This window comes from Paenibacillus sp. EB106-06-01-XG199, from assembly GCF_058791575.1.
Genome location: NZ_JBYTDQ010000001.1, coordinates 446350 through 463872 on the forward strand (window position 1 = coordinate 446350; position 17523 = coordinate 463872).

The 17523-nt window shown below is 47.0% G+C and carries 15 protein-coding genes and 2 pseudogenes; 14 read left to right on the forward strand and 3 right to left on the reverse strand.

All coding sequences use genetic code 11. The annotated features are described in order from the left end of the window. Nucleotides 1–43: 43 nt before the first annotated feature. The 12 genes from AC3WT9_RS02305 (at nt 44) to AC3WT9_RS02360 (ending at nt 12557) form a co-directional block, all read left to right on the forward strand. Nucleotides 44–823: a class I SAM-dependent methyltransferase gene (locus AC3WT9_RS02305; protein ID WP_341093805.1), complete on the forward strand. Its 780-nt coding sequence runs from the start codon at nt 44–46 to the stop codon at nt 821–823. Then, the gene (gene miaA, locus AC3WT9_RS02310; protein ID WP_341093803.1) at nt 813–1793 is read left to right on the forward strand and encodes a tRNA (adenosine(37)-N6)-dimethylallyltransferase MiaA; all 981 of its coding nucleotides are present in this window, start codon (nt 813–815) and stop codon (nt 1791–1793) included. Before AC3WT9_RS02305 ends, miaA begins: the two co-directional genes overlap by 11 nt. 19 nt (nt 1794–1812) lie before the next feature. Next, the gene (hfq, locus tag AC3WT9_RS02315; RefSeq protein WP_019910673.1) at nt 1813–2052 is read left to right on the forward strand and encodes an RNA chaperone Hfq; all 240 of its coding nucleotides are present in this window, start codon (nt 1813–1815) and stop codon (nt 2050–2052) included. 141 nt (nt 2053–2193) lie between these two features. Then, nucleotides 2194–4845, forward strand: a complete 2652-nt coding sequence (locus tag AC3WT9_RS02320; RefSeq protein WP_341378852.1) for a transglycosylase domain-containing protein — start codon at nt 2194–2196, stop codon at nt 4843–4845. Between the two features lie 201 nt (nt 4846–5046). Then, a complete protein-coding gene (locus tag AC3WT9_RS02325; RefSeq protein ID WP_038593019.1) occupies nt 5047–5601 on the forward strand; it encodes a ribonuclease FAU-1 family protein in 555 nt (184 codons plus the stop codon). 3 nt (nt 5602–5604) lie between these two features. Then, the gene (locus AC3WT9_RS02330; RefSeq protein WP_341093798.1) at nt 5605–6261 is read left to right on the forward strand and encodes a YdcF family protein; all 657 of its coding nucleotides are present in this window, start codon (nt 5605–5607) and stop codon (nt 6259–6261) included. 101 nt (nt 6262–6362) lie between these two features. Beyond that, entirely contained in the window at nt 6363–7334 is a 972-nt protein-coding gene (locus AC3WT9_RS02335; protein WP_341093797.1) for an AAA family ATPase, read from the forward strand. A 63-nt stretch (nt 7335–7397) separates the two neighbouring features. After that, nucleotides 7398–8684: a GTPase HflX gene (gene hflX, locus AC3WT9_RS02340; RefSeq protein ID WP_341093796.1), complete on the forward strand. Its 1287-nt coding sequence runs from the start codon at nt 7398–7400 to the stop codon at nt 8682–8684. A 155-nt stretch (nt 8685–8839) separates the two neighbouring features. Next, nucleotides 8840–10093: a methionine gamma-lyase family protein gene (locus AC3WT9_RS02345; protein ID WP_492407254.1), complete on the forward strand. Its 1254-nt coding sequence runs from the start codon at nt 8840–8842 to the stop codon at nt 10091–10093. A gap of 83 nt (nt 10094–10176) precedes the next feature. Next, a complete protein-coding gene (locus tag AC3WT9_RS02350) occupies nt 10177–10587 on the forward strand; it encodes a MerR family transcriptional regulator (protein ID WP_036656080.1) in 411 nt (136 codons plus the stop codon). A gap of 30 nt (nt 10588–10617) precedes the next feature. Continuing rightward, nucleotides 10618–11946: a type I glutamate--ammonia ligase gene (gene glnA / locus AC3WT9_RS02355; protein ID WP_038593006.1), complete on the forward strand. Its 1329-nt coding sequence runs from the start codon at nt 10618–10620 to the stop codon at nt 11944–11946. Nucleotides 11947–12389: 443 nt separating this feature from the next. Beyond that, complete coding sequence (locus AC3WT9_RS02360) at nt 12390–12557, forward strand: hypothetical protein (RefSeq protein ID WP_341093792.1); 168 nt, start codon at nt 12390–12392, stop codon at nt 12555–12557. A gap of 332 nt (nt 12558–12889) precedes the next feature. Here the strand turns inward: AC3WT9_RS02360 and AC3WT9_RS02365 are convergent, their stop codons facing one another. Further along, on the reverse strand, nt 12890–13606 hold the full coding sequence (locus AC3WT9_RS02365) for a sensor domain-containing protein (RefSeq protein ID WP_341093788.1): 717 nt from the start codon (nt 13604–13606) through the stop codon (nt 12890–12892). 1424 nt (nt 13607–15030) lie between these two features. On the opposite strand from AC3WT9_RS02365, the pseudogene AC3WT9_RS02370 reads away from it, so the two are divergent. Further along, nucleotides 15031–15532, forward strand: a pseudogene (locus AC3WT9_RS02370) (DUF2798 domain-containing protein). Nucleotides 15533–15826: 294 nt separating this feature from the next. On the opposite strand, the gene AC3WT9_RS02375 reads toward AC3WT9_RS02370, so the two are convergent. Together AC3WT9_RS02375 and AC3WT9_RS02380 are read right to left on the reverse strand one after the other, a co-directional pair. Beyond that, nucleotides 15827–16279, reverse strand: coding sequence for a hypothetical protein (locus tag AC3WT9_RS02375; RefSeq protein ID WP_341093786.1), 453 nt, complete (start codon nt 16277–16279; stop codon nt 15827–15829). Nucleotides 16280–16375: 96 nt separating this feature from the next. Beyond that, nucleotides 16376–16799 (reverse strand): annotated as a pseudogene (locus AC3WT9_RS02380) (FtsX-like permease family protein); the annotation flags it as partial. Between the two features lie 189 nt (nt 16800–16988). Between AC3WT9_RS02380 and AC3WT9_RS02385 the strand changes: the two are divergent. Further along, the gene (locus AC3WT9_RS02385) at nt 16989–17408 is read left to right on the forward strand and encodes a hypothetical protein (RefSeq protein WP_341378850.1); all 420 of its coding nucleotides are present in this window, start codon (nt 16989–16991) and stop codon (nt 17406–17408) included. Nucleotides 17409–17523 lie beyond the last annotated feature (115 nt).

Below are 17523 nucleotides of genomic sequence, written 5' to 3' on the forward strand. Positions count from 1 at the left end.
ATTTCTATTTTAACGCTCTAATGCGTACCAGATCGGAGGCATCATGATTATAACAACGGGCTTTGACCCGATACCGGAAATTGAGCTGCGGGCTAAGCAGCTTGCCGGGCGCACGGGCGCACCTTATGTGCTTAGGGCTAGGTTCTCCATGCCAAAGCTGGCGGAACGTTACGGGGACGAGGAGATTCTGGTAGTTCTGCAGGAGGCGGTACGGCTGATCTCGCCGGGTCTGCCACCGATGGAGTTTCATCCCAGTATGGGCTTTGTCCGGGCGAAACGCATCCTGAAGGGCGAATCTGATCCCATGCTGGAAGCTGCCGGAATGCTGCCGGGAGACAGCGTGCTGGATTGTACGGCGGGGCTTGGCAGCGATTCTCTGCTGTTTGCCGTCCACGGCGGAGAAGATTCCGTGGTGACTGCGCTGGAAAGCTCCTTGCCGCTGTATGCGCTGCTGCTTGAAGGCATGAGCCAGTACATTTCCGGCCAGCAGAAAGTAAACGAAGCGCTGCGCCGCATCCAGGTTGTGCACAGTGAACATCTGGGGTACCTGCGGGAACAGCCGGACAATAGTGTCGATATCGTCTACTTCGACCCGATGTTCCGGGTTCCCTTGACGGATTCTGCGGCGATATCCCCCTTGCGCCGTTTCGCTAACACAGCGGCCTTGACCGGGGAGAGTGTCGCTGAGGCAGTCAGAGTAGCACGTAAGGCTGTCCTGCTCAAAGAGAAGGCCTTAAGCGGTGAATTCTCACGGCTGGGCTTTACCGAACAGCTGCGCAGCAGCTCCAAAACATCGTACGGGGTGATACACATTGACAACTGAGACTAAACCTAAGGTTCTGGTACTGCTGGGGCCGACTGCAGTCGGCAAAACAAGGCTAAGCCTGGAGCTCGCGGAGACATACAGTGCAGAGATCATCTCCGGTGATTCCATGCAGGTCTACCGCGGAATGGATATCGGCACAGCCAAGATCACACCAGCGGAGATGAAGGGGATTCCGCATCATTTAATTGATATCCATGATCCGCAAGAAGCCTATTCCGCCGCAGAATTTCAGGTGCAGGGCGTCCGGCTGATCGAGGAGATCAGCGCCAGGGGCAAGCTTCCTTTTATTGTGGGTGGAACGGGACTGTATATTGAATCCCTGTGTTACGGTTTCCGCTTCTCTGAGGCCGTGGCGGATGAGGCGTTCCGCAGCGAGCAGGACGCCTTTGCCGAGGAGCATGGAGCAGAAGCCCTGCACGCCAGACTGGCGGCTGTAGACCCTTCCAGCGCTTCCAGATTGCATCCGAATGACCGCCGCAGAATCATCCGTGCACTGGAAATTCATCACCAGACAAAGGTTACGCTTTCGGCGTCCCATGAGGCTCAGAAGAAGGAGTCTCCATATGAGTTATGCCTCATAGGTTTGACAATGGACCGGAAAATACTATATAAACGTATTGAAGACCGAATCGATCAGATGCTGGCGGAAGGTCTCGTCGCCGAGGTGAAAGGACTGCTGGATCACGGCTACAGCAGAACTCTTGTGTCCATGCAGGGATTGGGCTACAAGGAAATTGCCGCTTATCTCGCGGGAGAAACGACGCTGGACGAGGCTGTGACACTGCTGAAACGCGATACCCGCCGATTCGCCAAACGACAATTGTCATGGTTTCGCCACATGAAGGAAATCCAGTGGATCGACGATTTCAACGAGCAAAACTTTTCAGAGAATTTTGCAAAAATACGTGCTATAATAGCAGGAAAGTTTCTCTCAGGTCTTGAATATACTTCTGAACAATCTAATTGAACCATTGGGGGTACGTCATATGAACAAGTCCATTAACATCCAAGATACGTTCTTGAACCAGCTGCGTAAAGAGAATATCCCTGCTACAGTATATTTGACCAACGGCTTTCAAATCCGGGGAATCATCAAAGCATTTGACAATTTTACAATTGTCATCGACAGTGACGGACGCCAGCAAATGGTGTACAAGCATGCCATTTCCACCTTCACGCCACAGCGCAGCGTATCGCTGATGCAGGACAGCGGAAGCGAAGAATAACATTTTTTACAACCTTGTAGTGAAACCTTTTTGTTTATAAAGCGTTTGAATAGAGAGTGCGAGAGAGCAACCTGTGAAGGTTGTTCTTTTCATTCGTGTATACAATTTCAAGATGTTTCCGAAAGGGAGTCAGGAGGCAGCATGTCTAGAGACGATTTTTCCAGGACGAACCGCAATAGAGACAGGGGCACCACCCCTGCGAGTCCCAAAGGGAAGCCTAAGAAAAAGAAGAAGTTTCTAACCAAGAAACGCGTACTGTGGAGTTTATTTTTTGCAACGGCGCTGGCGATTTTTTGTGCGCTTGGCGGTTACCTGTTTATTATGCTGAACGGGCAGAAACTGCTGAATGAGAACGAGGATAAATTAAGCGTGAACCCGCCGACACAGATTTTTGACCGCAATGCAAATTTGATCGGTGAACTGTCACTGGAAAAAAGTGATCCGGTAGAGTATGAAGATATTCCGAAACAGCTGATCGAGGCTTTTGTTGCTACAGAAGACAAACGTTTTTTTGAACACAAGGGTGTGGATTTATGGTCGATCGGCCGAGCAGCCGTCAAGGATATCGCTGCACGCAGCATGGTGGAAGGCGGCAGTACGATCACCCAGCAGCTTGCGAAGAATATCTTTCTGACACGTGATAAGACATTTTTCCGCAAAGCGACTGAGGTTTCCATTGCTGTAGCGCTTGAGAATGAGAAGACCAAAAATGAGATTATTACGTTATACCTGAACCGGATTAACTTTGGTGGCACAATCTACGGCATCAAGGCAGCATCTATCCGTTATTTTGGTCAAAGCAATCTTAACGAACTTAAGTTGTGGCAAATCGCCACATTGGCTGCTATGCCGAAGGGGCCGTCCCGTTACAATCCGCTGCGCAATCCGGATTTGTCCAAGGAACGCCGCGGTGTAGTGCTCCAGCTGATGTATGAACAGGGGAAAATTACTGAACAGGAGCGGGCTGAAGCCGCAGCGGTCAATTACAACTACAAACCGCCCGAAAGCAAACAGCGTTATCAGGCCTTTATTGATTATGCTATAGACGAGGCGGAAGATAAGTTTGGATTAACCGAAGATGATCTCAACATCGGCGGATACAAAATTTATACAACGATGGATAAAAACGCCCAGCAGACGGTAGAAGATGCATTTGCCGACAGCGACAATTTCGAAAAAAGTGTGGATGAGGAGCTGGTACAGGGTTCGATGACCATCATCAACCAGGAGAATGGCAGCATCGTTGCGCTGATGGGCGGACGGAATTATGAGAAGAAGGGCTACAGCCGTGTTAATGGCAGCCGTCGTTCTCCGGGCTCTTCCTTCAAACCCTTGGTTTCTTACGCTCCTGCTCTGGAGTCGGGGAAATTCTCAAGCTCCTCAATGCTCAGCAATGAAAAGCAGTGCTTCGGCAAATACTGTCCGAGAAACCTGCATGGCTACTCATCAACGATCAGCATGAGTCAGGCGATAACGAAGTCGGAGAACATCCCGGCGGTCTGGCTGCTGAATGAGATTGGTGTGGATACCGGCTTCCAGTTTGCGAAGAAGCTGGGGATCAGCCTCAGCGATGAAGACAAGAACCTGTCACTCGCCCTCGGCGGGATGAGCAAAGGAACCAATACGCTGGAAATGGCTCAGGCTTACAGTGCTTTTGCCAGCGGCGGTGAACTGCGTGAGGCGTATTCGATTAAATCGATTGCCAACAGTGACGGGGACACGGTCTATAAGGCCAATACAAAGCCTGAGCGGGTGATGAGTAAGGATACAGCTTACCAAATGACCCAAATGATGCAGGAAGTTGTACAGGACGGTACAGGTAAAAAAGCGAAAATCAACCGTCCGGTTGCCGGCAAGACCGGTACTACCCAGAGCGGGTACGACGGGATCAAATCCAACCGTGACGTGTGGTTTGTCGGTTATACACCGGAATGGACCGCAGCAGTGTGGATGGGTTATGACAAGCCGAGCAAGACACATCTGCTCAAGAACAGCAGTCCGCTTGCAGCGGCCTTCTGGGGTAAAGTTATGGAGAAGGCTCTGGAGGGGATTCCGGAAAAATCTTTCCCTAAACCGGAAGGTGCGAGTGCGCCCGAACCAACGGCTACTCCGGAAACGGTACAGCCTGTCACGGGTCTATCCGCTGAATATGATCCTTCAACATTGACTGTGAACCTTGGCTGGGAAGCGGCTCAGGTTGCAGGAGTGGAATACCGGATTTACCGCCGGGAAACCTCGGAGACGGAATTCACTTCACTTCTCAGTACAAAGTCTCTCACAATGGGTGATATTAGTGCCATGCCTGGACTGACTTACGAATATTATGTAACAGCTTATTATCCCGAACTGGATGTGGAGAGCGAGCCATCGGGCACCGTTACCGTAATGGTTCAGGATGAACTGCAGACACCGGAACCGGAAGCAACGCCTGATCCGAATCTTCCGACAGATGATCAAGGCAACGGACAGGGTAACGGAAACGGCGAAGGCAACGGCAATCCCGGTGGAAACAATGGGAATGGCAACGGCGATGGTAACGGGAATGGCAACGGCGATGGTAACGGGAATGGAAATGGCAATGGGAACGGCAATGGCAATGGAGGTGGCAACGGTAACGGGGGTGGAGTTGTAACCCCGCCGGAAGCAACGGCTACTCCGCTTCCACCAACCCCGCTGCCAACTATTACACCTGTTGAAACCTCCGGTTCAGGAAATGCTGGTACGGATAACAGTACTGAGGCGGGAACAGTTCCGGAGAACGGATTTTCAAATGAGGGTCAATCTCCTCAATAACATCCAAAGGACTATCCTTTACCCCTCCAAGATGGGGAAGGATAGTCCTTTTTTTTGAATGGACCTTTAAATATTTCCTTTAATCCAGAAGCAGTAACCTTTGATTACGTTACCGGCAGTTCTGTTTTTTTACGGGATGTTTTGAGTGTGTCTCTTAAATGTGTTAAGCTGAAGACACCATTTCTTGAGAGGGTAATTCATATGAAACGTAAATTCGGAGACCGGGCCAACTGGCGCCGGATTACGCGCCGACATTTCGCCTGCCGCTATGTGGAAACCCGGGAATTCAGCGGTTATATCACTCTTTATACGATTTACGGGCTGAAGGAACCACTGTGGAAGAGCTATGGAAGGCATACATACCGCATAGCGGACAAAGGGTATTCTTGGCTGCAATATTTTCCCAAGGATAGCCACTATATTGTGACGGCTATGTTCGACGAACGACAGAATATCGTACAATGGTACATTGACACCTGCAAAGTTCAAGGCGTCACGGATCAAGGCGTTCCATGGTTTGATGATTTGTACCTGGACGTTGTGGTGCTTTGGAACGGAGAGGTGTTTTTGCTGGATGAGGATGAGCTTGAGGAAGCGCTAGAAAGGGAAGACATTACGGACAGCGACTATAATTTGGCCTGGGCAACAGCCAAGAGCATTCTACGCAGTATTGACGCACATGCCTTTCCTTATTTCTCTCTCTCACTGAAGCATCGTGCCGAATTATTCCATCACGGAGAATTCAGGAGGAAATAAAAAATGGAATGGTACGTTTACCAAAGAGGTTCATCCCCAATACGCAAAGTGTCCAGAAAACGCCGCTCCCGGCGTAAGCGCAACCTGCTTATTGCAGGTATAACGATTGTGGCAGCAGGCCTCCTATGGTGTGCGGTTGTGTTTAATAACATTAACAGTGCAGCTACAACATCGCCTATGGCGAAAGCGGATGCAGGTATTATTCTCGGCATGTCCATGTGGGGGGATAAGCCAAGCCCGGGCCTAAAGGAGCGGCTGGATTGCGGGCTAAAGCTCTACCGGGAGGGAATGTTCAGCACCTTTATTGTTTCGGGGGGGCTGGATGATCCAGACTACAAATTTACTGAAGGTCAAGGAATGCGGAATTATCTGGTGGAGCAAGGTGTGCCGGAAGAAGATATTCTTATGGAGAACAAGTCTACCAGCACGTACGAGAATCTGCTGTTCAGCCAGGAAATCATGAAGCGTGAGGGGATGACGTCTTCGGTTATTATTACGCATAATTTTCATGGACGGCGGGCGCAGGAAATTGCCAGAGAATTGGGCTATGCTGCACCTGAGCTGGGGCTTACAGAGTCAGAGGTAATGTCGATGGCCAAGTATAAATCCCGTGAAATCCTGGCCTACACCAAATGGAAGCTGCAGCAGTTATTTCTGTAAATCATTTGCTAAGTATAAAAATCCTGAAACTGCTAATAAGACCTCATGTACCGGAATAGACTTACTTAGAGCAGTCAGCCCTGGATAATGAGGTGAATAAGGTGAACGGACGCGTAGCGGCAGCAAGCGGGCGGGAGGAAGGCAGACCGTCAAGGCAAATCAATATTGTGCTGCGGAATCAAGATCCCCCTCCGATGAGCAGTGCGGTGATCGACAGCAGCAGTGGAACCGCGCTCCCCAAAAATCACGGCCATAGCGGACTGTTCCAGGAGTTAAGCCGGGAACTTGATGGTCTTGTTGGCTTGGATAATATCAAGGAGCTTGTATTTGAGATATATGCGCTTCTGCAGATCACCCAGATGCGCAGCGAGGCAGGGCTTGCCAGTGGCGGCCAGGCTTACCATATGGTCTTCAAGGGCAATCCCGGAACCGGTAAAACGACGGTAGCGAGAATTGTCGCTAAGCTGTTCCAGCGAATGGGTGTATTAAGCAAGGGGCATCTGATCGAGGTAGAGAGAGCAGATCTCGTCGGCGAATATATTGGACATACCGCCCAGAAGACACGTGACCTGGTGAAAAAGGCGCTCGGAGGCATCCTATTTATTGATGAAGCCTACAGTCTTGCCCGCGGCGGGGATAAGGATTTTGGAAAAGAAGCCATTGATACGCTGGTAAAATCCATGGAGGATCACCGCAGCCAGTTTGTGCTGATCCTGGCCGGGTATTCCGGCGAGATCGATTATTTTCTGATGAGCAATCCGGGGCTGCCTTCAAGATTTCCTATACAGGTTGAATTTCCCGACTATACAATTGATCAGCTGCTGCAGATTGCCGAACTTATGGCCAAAGAGCGCGATTATATTTTGATGCCGCAGGCGATACTCAAGTTAAAGCAGCATTTGCTGGTGGAGAAGACGGAAAGCCTTCATGCCTTTAGCAATGCGCGCTTTGTGCGCAATTCGATTGAGAAAGCCGTGCGTGCACAAGCAGTACGTTTGCTGAACCAGTACGAGAGCAACAGCCCCGGCAAGCAGGAGCTGATGACACTGCGGACTGAAGATTTTAAGCTGTAAAACAAAATACGATTAACGGATGATATACCTCAGTGGGGTATGGAGATAAGGAGCATTGAATGCATGGCGACAACACATGATACACAAACAGATATCCAGGACCGGGCAATATTAGTCAGTTTGGTGACGGACAAAATTAAGCGCACCGGCATCGACCCGGAGCTTTCCCTGCAGGAATTGGTGCAGCTGGCAGAGACAGCCGGTGTCGAAGTGCTGGACGTGCTGCGCCAGAACAAGGAAACTCCTGATTCCAAATGGTTCATCGGCAAGGGGAAGGTAGAAGAGCTGCGGATGGCTGCAGATGGTTTCGGTGCGAATACGGCAATCTTTGACCAGGAGCTGTCCGGAGCGCAGGTGCGCAATCTGGAGGAAGCTCTGGATCTGAAAATTATCGACCGCACCCAGCTGATCCTGGATATCTTTGCCGGACGGGCGAAGACGCGGGAAGGTATTATTCAGGTAGAGCTGGCACAGCTCTCCTATCTGCTGCCGCGCCTCTCCGGGCAGGGCAAGAACCTGTCCAGGCTCGGCGGCGGTATCGGTACAAGAGGACCAGGGGAAAGCAAGCTGGAGACGGACCGCCGGCACATCCGCAACCGGATTGATGAACTGAAACGCCAGCTCGACGAAGTGGTGAAGACCCGTGAGCTGCATCGTGAACGCCGCCGCAAGAGCGGTGCCGTACAGGTGGCCCTTGTCGGATACACAAATGCTGGCAAATCGACACTGTTGAAGCAGCTTACGGATGCGGATGTATATATTGAGAATCAGCTATTCGCCACACTTGACCCGACTTCACGTGTACTGCAGCTCCCTTCAGGCAAAGAGGTTGTGTTAACAGATACGGTTGGATTCATACAGAATCTGCCGCATGATCTGGTGGCATCCTTCCGTGCCACTCTGGAGGAAGTGAATGAAGCGAATCTGGTGCTGCATGTAGTCGACGCCTCTTCTCCAATGCGTGAGGAACAAATGGAGGTTGTCCAAGCGATTCTCACGGATCTGGGAGCTGCCGGAAAGCCGCAAATTACATTGTTCAACAAAAGCGATATCTGTCAGCCGGAACAGCTGGAAATGCTTCCTGCGGGCCCGGGATATTTAAAGATCAGCGCTTTTAACCCTCAGGATCTAACCCTGATCCGGGAGATCATCGAAGATTCGCTGGCAGGGGATACTCTGACCTTCCGGATTCCGGGTGACCGTGGCGACCTGTCTTCATTGCTCTACCGTGTAGGAGAGGTGCTCGAGCAGCAGTACGAGGAGAATGATGTGCTCTACAATGTCCGCTTAAACAAAGAGGATTATGAGAAATGGGGCTACAAGTTAACGGAGTTCGTAGTGCAGGAATAAACCATCATTTTGAGCAAGTCTCAAATAAATTAAGGAATGCATTGAGTGTCCCCACAAAGCATGGATATCTCCTTCTGTTTTCGAAGCCGAATCCTACTGTGTGGGGCTAATTCTTGATGTTAAGTAAATGTAATGTAAGGGGAGAACAAGGGGAAATGGCTGTTTTTGCAGAGGATATTTTACATGCGGCGGAGGCTGCAGAACTTGAAATTGAAAGTGCGGTAAAAAAGCTCGACCGGATAGTGGATCACAATCAATGGAAGGTTATTGAGGCGTTCCAGCGGCAGCAGGTGAGCGATTTTCATTTTGCCGGTTCTACCGGCTATGCCTATAATGACCGGGGCCGTGAAGTACTGGATCTTGTATATGCTGAGGTATTTGGTGCGGAGGCAGCGCTGGTTCGGCCTCATTTTGCTTCTGGTACGCATACCATCTCTACGGCGCTTTTTGGCGTCCTGCGTCCAGGAGACGAATTGCTGTACATCACAGGACGCCCATACGATACGTTGCATAAAGTAGTTGGCAAGCCCGGTGACGGGACAGGCTCTTTGGCCGATTTTGGTATCGGCTACCGTGAGACCGCTTTAACTGCCGAGGGGAAAGCTGATTGGGACGAAGTAGCACTTACTATAAATGACCATACAAAAGTTATCGGAATCCAAAGATCGCGGGGCTATGATTGGCGTTCTTCCTTTACGGTCGCTGAAATCGGCGATATGGTAACAAAAGTGAAAACGTTGAAACCGGATGTCATTGTATTCGTAGACAACTGTTATGGAGAATTTACGGAAGAGCTTGAGCCTCCCCAGGTGGGAGCCGACCTCGTCGCAGGTTCACTGATCAAGAATCCGGGTGGGGGAATCGCTGAGACAGGCGGATATATTTGCGGACGCAGCGATCTTGTTGAGCTGGCGGCCTACAGGCTCACAGCACCGGGGATAGGCGGAGAAGTGGGCGCGATGCTGGGAACAACACGCGGACTCTACCAAGGGCTCTTTATGGCTCCACACACGGTGGGGCAAGCGCTCAAAGGGAGTATCTTTGCAGCTGCTGTCTTTCAGCGCTGCGGGTTTACGACCAAACCAGCCTGGGATGAACCGCGTACGGACCTGATCCAGGCGGTTGCTTTTGACGGGCCGGAGCATCTGATTGCCTTTGTGCAGGGGATTCAACGTGCTGCAGCCGTTGACAGCCATGTTGTGCCTGAGCCTTGGGATATGCCCGGTTATGAACATCCTGTCATTATGGCGGCAGGAACGTTTATTCAGGGTGGCAGCTTGGAGTTATCTGCGGATGCGCCGATCCGGGCGCCCTATATTGGCTATATGCAAGGCGGATTAACCTATTCTCATGTGAAGTACGGTGTGTTGATGGCACTGCAAAGTATGCGGGATAGAAATCTTCTGTAAGAAAAACTCACACACCATTGACACGCGAAACCAGGAAATGTACAATGAGATGAGAAAAAGATCATTGGAAGGTTGGATGAGTCATGGGTGATGAAATCCGCAGAAATATGGCACTATTTCCTATAGGTATTGTAATGAAGCTAACCGATTTATCTGCCAGACAAATTCGTTATTATGAGCAGCACAGTCTGATAGTGCCCGCTCGTACCTCCGGCAATCAGCGTTTGTTCTCATTTAATGATGTGGAACGCCTGTTGGAAATCAAAGCATTAATCGAGAAGGGTGTTAACATTGCCGGCATCAAGCAGGTGATGAACCCAGTCACGAAGGAATCCGAAGAAGCTACGGTTATTACCCCTGATACAGAGGTTAGACGTAGAGAGTTGTCCGATTCACAGCTTCATCGTTTGCTGAAGCAGGAACTGGTTTCCGGTAAAAGACCGGGACAAGTCTCTCTTATTCAAGGCGAACTTTCCCGGTTTTTTAATAAATAACATAAAGAGACATGAAAGGGAGAGGGTATAGTGAGCTTTTCTAAAGAGGATATTATGCGCATCGCCAAGGAAGAAAACGTCCGTTTTATTCGCCTGCAATTTACCGACTTGCTCGGAACGATCAAAAATGTAGAGATTCCTGTTAGCCAGCTCGAAAAGGCGCTCGACAATAAAATGATGTTCGATGGATCCTCCATTGAAGGTTATGTACGGATTGAAGAATCCGACATGTATCTCTATCCTGACCTCAGCACATGGGTAATCTTCCCTTGGGTGACGGACAGCCGGGTTGCCCGTCTGATTTGTGATGTGTACATGCCTGACGGAACACCGTTTGCCGGAGACCCGCGTGGTATTCTGAAGCGTTGTCTGGAAGAAGCCGAAGAAATGGGTTATACCGCGATGAACGTTGGACCTGAACCTGAGTTTTTCCTCTTCAAAACTGATGAGAGAGGGAACCCGACTACGGAATTGAATGACCAAGGCGGATATTTCGATTTGGCGCCGATGGATCTTGGAGAGAACTGCCGCCGCGAAATCGTTTTGACTCTTGAAGAGATGGGCTTTGAAATTGAAGCTTCCCACCATGAAGTTGCTTCCGGCCAGCATGAAATTGACTTCAAATATGCTGATGCCATCAAAGCTGCTGACCAAATTCAAACCTTTAAGCTTGTCGTGAAGACGGTAGCCCGCCAGCACGGCCTGCATGCTACTTTTATGCCTAAACCACTTTTTGGAATGAACGGATCCGGTATGCACGCTCACCAATCCCTGTTCAAAGGCAAAGAGAATGTGTTCTACGATGAGAGCGACACACTTGGCCTGAGCAAGACAGCCCGTTACTACATGGCAGGTATTCTGAAGCATGCCCGTGCGTTTGCTGCAATCACGAACCCGACAGTGAACTCTTACAAACGTCTGGTTCCCGGTTATGAAGCCCCTTGCTACGTAGCATGGTCCGCCAGCAACCGCAGCCCGATGATCCGTATCCCTGCTTCCAGAGGGCTGAGCACTCGCATCGAGGTCCGCAATCCGGATCCGGCAGCTAACCCTTACCTTGCACTTGCTGTAATGTTGAAGGCAGGTCTTGACGGCATCAAGCGCCAACTGGATCTTCCGGCTCCAATCGACCGTAACATCTATGTGATGTCCGAAGAAGAGCGGATTGAAGAAGGCATCCCTAGCCTGCCATCCGATCTGAAGGAAGCGCTGAACGAAATGATTCGCAGCCATGTCATCACCGAAGCCCTCGGCGAACATGCACTGGCTCACTTCTACGAGCTGAAAGAAATCGAGTGGGATATCTACCGCACCCAGGTTCACGAGTGGGAAAGAGATCAGTACATGACTCTTTACTAGAATACAGCAGCCCTTGACGCGTAAGCGTTGGGGGCTTTTCTTTGTGTGGGAAGGAAGGGCGATTTGTCTTCGAGGAGATGGGTTACCACAAACTCACCACAAATAGATGCGGGCATAAAGAAGTTATTTGCACATCATTTCAGCCCCGGAATAGGGGGTGATCCAAGATTAAAGTAGCTCGACAGCAGGCAGGAAGCACATAAAACATTCTGGAAGCCCGAAAAGCAGATTAAGGAGAAAAAAGACCTATAGTAGTCTGGGATCAAATAAACCGAAGGCCAAAAGGAAATTCCAGATTGGAAGAAGGATCTCCTTGCTCATCACAAAATCAAATCCAACTAAAGCAAACAGAGGGGAATTTACTGGAGATATCGTAAAAGCAGCTATTGACGATCAAAAGGCAGTTCCAGTATTGTAAGAAAGATCTTTTGCGACGACTCATCATGTTTTGGTTCGCGGAAGAGGTTGACGTGGAGTTCTCAGTAACGCTTGTGAAGAGCTTCCCCGGAAACAAGCAATCCTACAACAGAAAGAACACGAGAAACAAGAACGCCAGAGTCAGATTAAGCCAGTTGTTGACCTACTCAGCACGGCTGCTGGCCGGAGCCTAAAGGCTAAGGAGTTGCGCTTGCTTCAATCATTTGAAGATAAGGATATTGCTGTATTTGCCACTCTTATGTCTACGTATTTGGAAGATCACTGGAAGGCATTGTTGCCGTGTCGGATTTGCTCACCGCCAGCCATAGAGAGATGGCAGAGGCGGCATATAACACGCTTAGTAGTGTTAAAGAGTAGATCAGTGTCGCAGTAGACGCAAACTGTGAAACTGCCTTCGCCATTCGGGACTTTAATGCAAGAGATAGCGCTAATACTGGGCGCACTAAAAAAATGAGCTGTCCCAGACAGCCATTTCATGGCTTAGGGACAACCCTCTTCATTACTATTAATACTGCTGTACTTCCTCGTAGGGTACAAGCAGCATTCTACGCTGTACATCCATAAGCAACCGAATCGCCCAAGATGCGATCACGGCAACGACCAATCCAGCTACAACATAAGAAATATACTGTTGAGGTAATGTCCAGTGGATATTAAACAAAGCAAACACACTATTCTCAAGAATGTTCAAATCCATCGTTTGCAGAAAAATCTGATGAAGCACAGGTAGTGTAATCAGACTCAATGCAGTCGCTACCATCGCTACCGTAAGTGAAAAGAAGACAATACTGGAAACGAACCGCCCCATAATCAACATGATGTTACGTGCAAAATCCGCACCATGAAAACCCAATTTTATTCGTTGAAGGAAGCTTGCTACCTCCTTCTGCATATCTGATCTGTGTTCCTCGGTCGATCTAGGAATATCCAGCAATGATCTTACTAGCTCTTGTTCAAAATTTACGATGTAATCTAATCCCTTAGCTACTGCAAAAAACAAGGGAATGCCGATGAAAATTGGTGTTAATCCAATGGATAACGCTAGCCCTGTCACCATAAACACGAAATAGACAATCGTGATCGGCAATGATATTAAGAAATACAAAATACTCCGATATGTCTTGGGACTTCCTCCACGTTTGCGAGGTTTAGATTGTGATTCTACAGGAACTTGTATGGAATCCAGCACTCCAATCGGCCTAGTATACACTTTATCATTCATTTTCCCTGTCCTTCCTCTCACGTTTTTCAATTACTTTCATTATACGTGGTGAAGAGAAGGCTCAAAACAGTCTTGGGAATGGAGTTGTACCAGACCTAAGGCTAGGATTTGTTTCTCCGAGCAGCAGGAAATATAAGTCCAAATATCCAAGGCAGCATGAATCCAATAATGTTATGACTAAAGCACTTATAACAAATCTGATTGCGTTGAGGTTAATGCACAGTGCGAAGATACATGACATAAGGGGATAGAGTAGGTTACAGCCCTTCTCTGCCTCCAAGGGAGGATAAGTAAGATGGACGTTCTACTTGACAAGGTAGTTAAAACACGGAAGCCTCAAATGTTTCGGATGCAACGAAGTTATTCCTGAAAAAACGGAAGGCGTTAGGTTTGCAACTATGGCAAATGAAGGCAGTGTTTATTCCACTTATACGTATGCGATGTAAAGAATGGATAAAAAACAACCACGGATATTCCAAGAGGGCGAATATTACAGAGGAGATATCAAAGACACCTAAGTTTACGAGAGGGAAAGAGATCAGTACATGACTCATTACTGAAATAAAGGAGCCCTTAACGCGTAATTATTGAGGTTTTTTTGTTTGAGGGAAAATTTTATCCATGAGTGAAAAAAGGTCTATCGTATAGATTTTGTATAATTAGGTTTAAGGGGCTGTCATAGCCCATTAATTAAAGTCTAAGTGCTTACTCTGAGTAGGTAAAGGCATTAAACTCTCGATTCCTATCCGAATCCCATCTGCTGTGCAAAAAAAGGAATAGGGTATAAATTAATTCATTTGACGGTACGAAGGTCGTATTTGATTCAAAAATTACCGGACTATTTATTAACTCCAATTAAACCAGCCAAATTTATACCCGGCAATAAAAAATAAAATGATCCATTCCCACAACATCAACAGACGAAAGGTACGAGGGATAATTAAATACTCGGTGTACAGTTTATTTAGTATTTTCAAGGTAATTCCCCCTTTGTTTTCATAATAACACACAGAGGAGGTTAACCGCCCAATCCCCTTTATCAGTGATTCATTTTTTCTTACTCTGCTTTAGAATCAAGGGTGCAGCAGCTATGATGATTATTATCATAATGGATAACCACGTACTAGTAGTCAAGTATACACCTCCATACTCCAAATACTACTATCTTAAGATTATGTAACATGTGCTTTATTTTATAAGAAGAGGCATGATTGGTATGAGCGGGCAACCGAAATACTGCGCGTGGAGCAAACGCATTTGATCTCCTTTGTAGAGATGCATGTCTGGACCATACTACGAATATTTATTATTGAAGTAACCAACAGGGGAATCTAATAAGTTTCAGTACGGTCTTTTTATTGACCGAAAATATATGTCTCATGATACGTCTGCCATCTGAAATATTATTCACGGAGATGACAAACATGCATGGAGACACAAGACTGCCTAGAAACGCAAAAGAAGGTATATTATTTTTATTGATTATTTCAATTCTTTCAGTAAATACTATTGCTCCTATTATTGTGGGGTTGGAACTTGGTTTCAGTAAGGAAGTGTATATAGATACACTAAAGATTATTCCATTCATGTGGATAATCGTAGTTTTATTGGTAAGATTACTTGCAGGACCAGTGGTTGGGAAAGTAATGCCAAAATTCATGGGACAAACCGACGGTTTTAACGCCAGGGTTCTATTGAATACTTTATTGAATGTCACAGTGTTATCTATTTTATTATCGGATTATCGGTACATGGGTTGGGACCAAACAAATAAGCCTAGAACCGTTTAAAAACTTCCTTCACATCTGGCCAAGAAACTTTGGGATAGCTTTTTGGATTGAACTGTTGGTTGCGCAGCCAATAGCAAGATTTGCAATGAAAACATTACATGCAAGTCAAGAGCGTAAAACAGAAAGTAATGCGTAATTAGCTGGAATGTTGAAAATGAATAAAGAAAATTAGGGAACGTCCTTGGTGGACGTTCTTTTTTTGCACATTTGGACCATGCTGTGCAGAAGCTACTCGTATTAGACGATTATTCTTAGGAGAAGTATGCTGCAAATGTACCGGGGGATTGTTATGAGATTTATAAGTGTAGACAAGGAGCGCCGAGGTATAAAACTGCGGGCCTCAGAGGATGATTGGGATTGGATCAAGTTAGATGAGAGTGACTAAATAAAAAATCCCCGTAGTCTCCGGGGATACAAACTAAAAAGATCATTACCCATTACCTGCTACTGCGCTCCCACTGAAGCATCTTGCTCCTAAAGTAATGCCATAATTAGTAACTACATAAATGGTATATCTGAGTTGACCTGAAAGTACATCTGCAGCAGGAGGGTAGTCAACGGCGGTCAGTCCGCTCATTTCATAGATAGACTCAAATTGCGTAGCTGGCTTTTGGTAGACGGTGGAAAAGATCTGAGTACCGTTTCGCAGTATGGTAAAGGTAGCATTAGGGACGACAGTTGAACTTGAAGAAGCGGATAACGTTAGCCGGGCATACGCATTTAGTGTCACCCGGACCAAGCCAACATTTTCAGGGGAAACACTTGTTGTCTGTAATCCTATATCTCCAAACGTGTAGGGAAAAGAAGATGAACTTAGCCCTAACGCTGGTGTATCAGATGTACTATCTTGGGCAATACGCATATCTAAAAATTGAATACTCATATATTTCACCTATCCTCTCATGTAGCTAATACAGCTTATGAGAGTGAATGATAGATTGTTTGTATTAAGATAAAAAAAGTAAGAGAAATTAGCTATTTATTCAGCTGTCCGAAGCCGTTCCAAAATACTTTTTCTGCCGCTTAGAGAATAGCTGGCTAGTGGAATACAGATTCCAAGTAATAATAGAATAGGCAGTACACCGAGCAAGGGCCAGATAATGAATTTATAACTCATAAACCACATTAAATCAGTAAAGGGTTTTGCAATCAAGAGTAAGGATAGACTTCCTAATAAGCTTGAGCATACTCTGGTACCAAGTACAAAGTACAGCCCTTCATAGATAAGCATTGTTTTCAATTGTTTATTGGTCATACCAATGCTTTGCAATATGGCAAATTCCTGGCGACGGGTCAAAATACTAGTTAATATCGCATTTGCAAATCAGTACACCAATTAAACCAATAATCAAGCTAAGTGTTCCGCCAATCACTACTACTGTATTTTGCATACCTGTGATTTCATTCTTTACAATACCATCGCTCAAAGCGATATCATCTTCAACTATTAATATGTTATTCATTATTTTTCTCCGATCCTGTCAGTTTTACTTAGCGCAATAACTAAAAAAGATGTTTAGCCGGGTGTTATTAATCTACGCATTAACATCTCCCAAGAATAGTATAAAGCAGAACTGGGAGGAGATGATGAAATGGCAGAAACGGTTATTGCGTATAGTGATAATGTTGTAACTCCTATTACTAATGGTATCAGTTTGCCTATTCCTAATAATGGTGGAGGCGTACAGATTGCATCGTTGTCGGTGTTTATTGACCCTGCAAATCCCAAGTCATTTAACCATAGGGTGGAATTAAGGGCCTTAATTGGTGTTAGATTAGTCGGAGCCGGAAATATTAGACTTCTTGTGCGTATTTGGCGGGCTGGTACTGAAATTTACTATAATCTGGTAACTAATGTCTTTGATAATAATATAACACTTGAAGAATTGTTTGTAGAAACAGCGCCACTGGGTGTACAAAACTATCAATTGATCATTGAGAATCAGACTCCGGCAACTACTGCTTTTGTCTCCGGACCTTTAGTCTTTACGGCTACTGTAACTGGAAAATAGTTCACCATCCTTTGACGAACAATACCCCGTCAGTGTTTATAATGACGGGGTATTGATGTCTATGTTTAAGCTTTTCCCATACAGGTGCCGAAAGTGATTATGGATTTTATGGAGC

Excerpts from the sequence above, each read along its gene's own strand:
- AC3WT9_RS02365 (WP_341093788.1), bottom strand. The coding sequence starts at position 13,606 with ATGAATGATAAAGTGTATACTAGGCCGATTGGAGTGCTGGATTCCATA.
- AC3WT9_RS02305 (WP_341093805.1), top strand. The coding sequence starts at position 44 with ATGATTATAACAACGGGCTTTGACCCGATACCGGAAATTGAGCTGCGG.
- hflX (WP_341093796.1), top strand. The coding sequence starts at position 7,398 with ATGGCGACAACACATGATACACAAACAGATATCCAGGACCGGGCAATA.
- AC3WT9_RS02350 (WP_036656080.1), top strand. The coding sequence starts at position 10,177 with ATGGGTGATGAAATCCGCAGAAATATGGCACTATTTCCTATAGGTATT.
- AC3WT9_RS02345 (WP_492407254.1), top strand. The coding sequence starts at position 8,840 with ATGGCTGTTTTTGCAGAGGATATTTTACATGCGGCGGAGGCTGCAGAA.
- AC3WT9_RS02325 (WP_038593019.1), top strand. The coding sequence starts at position 5,047 with ATGAAACGTAAATTCGGAGACCGGGCCAACTGGCGCCGGATTACGCGC.
- AC3WT9_RS02330 (WP_341093798.1), top strand. The coding sequence starts at position 5,605 with ATGGAATGGTACGTTTACCAAAGAGGTTCATCCCCAATACGCAAAGTG.
- AC3WT9_RS02375 (WP_341093786.1), bottom strand. The coding sequence starts at position 16,279 with ATGAGTATTCAATTTTTAGATATGCGTATTGCCCAAGATAGTACATCT.
- AC3WT9_RS02320 (WP_341378852.1), top strand. The coding sequence starts at position 2,194 with ATGTCTAGAGACGATTTTTCCAGGACGAACCGCAATAGAGACAGGGGC.
- AC3WT9_RS02385 (WP_341378850.1), top strand. The coding sequence starts at position 16,989 with ATGGCAGAAACGGTTATTGCGTATAGTGATAATGTTGTAACTCCTATT.
- AC3WT9_RS02360 (WP_341093792.1), top strand. The coding sequence starts at position 12,390 with ATGTTTTGGTTCGCGGAAGAGGTTGACGTGGAGTTCTCAGTAACGCTT.
- hfq (WP_019910673.1), top strand. The coding sequence starts at position 1,813 with ATGAACAAGTCCATTAACATCCAAGATACGTTCTTGAACCAGCTGCGT.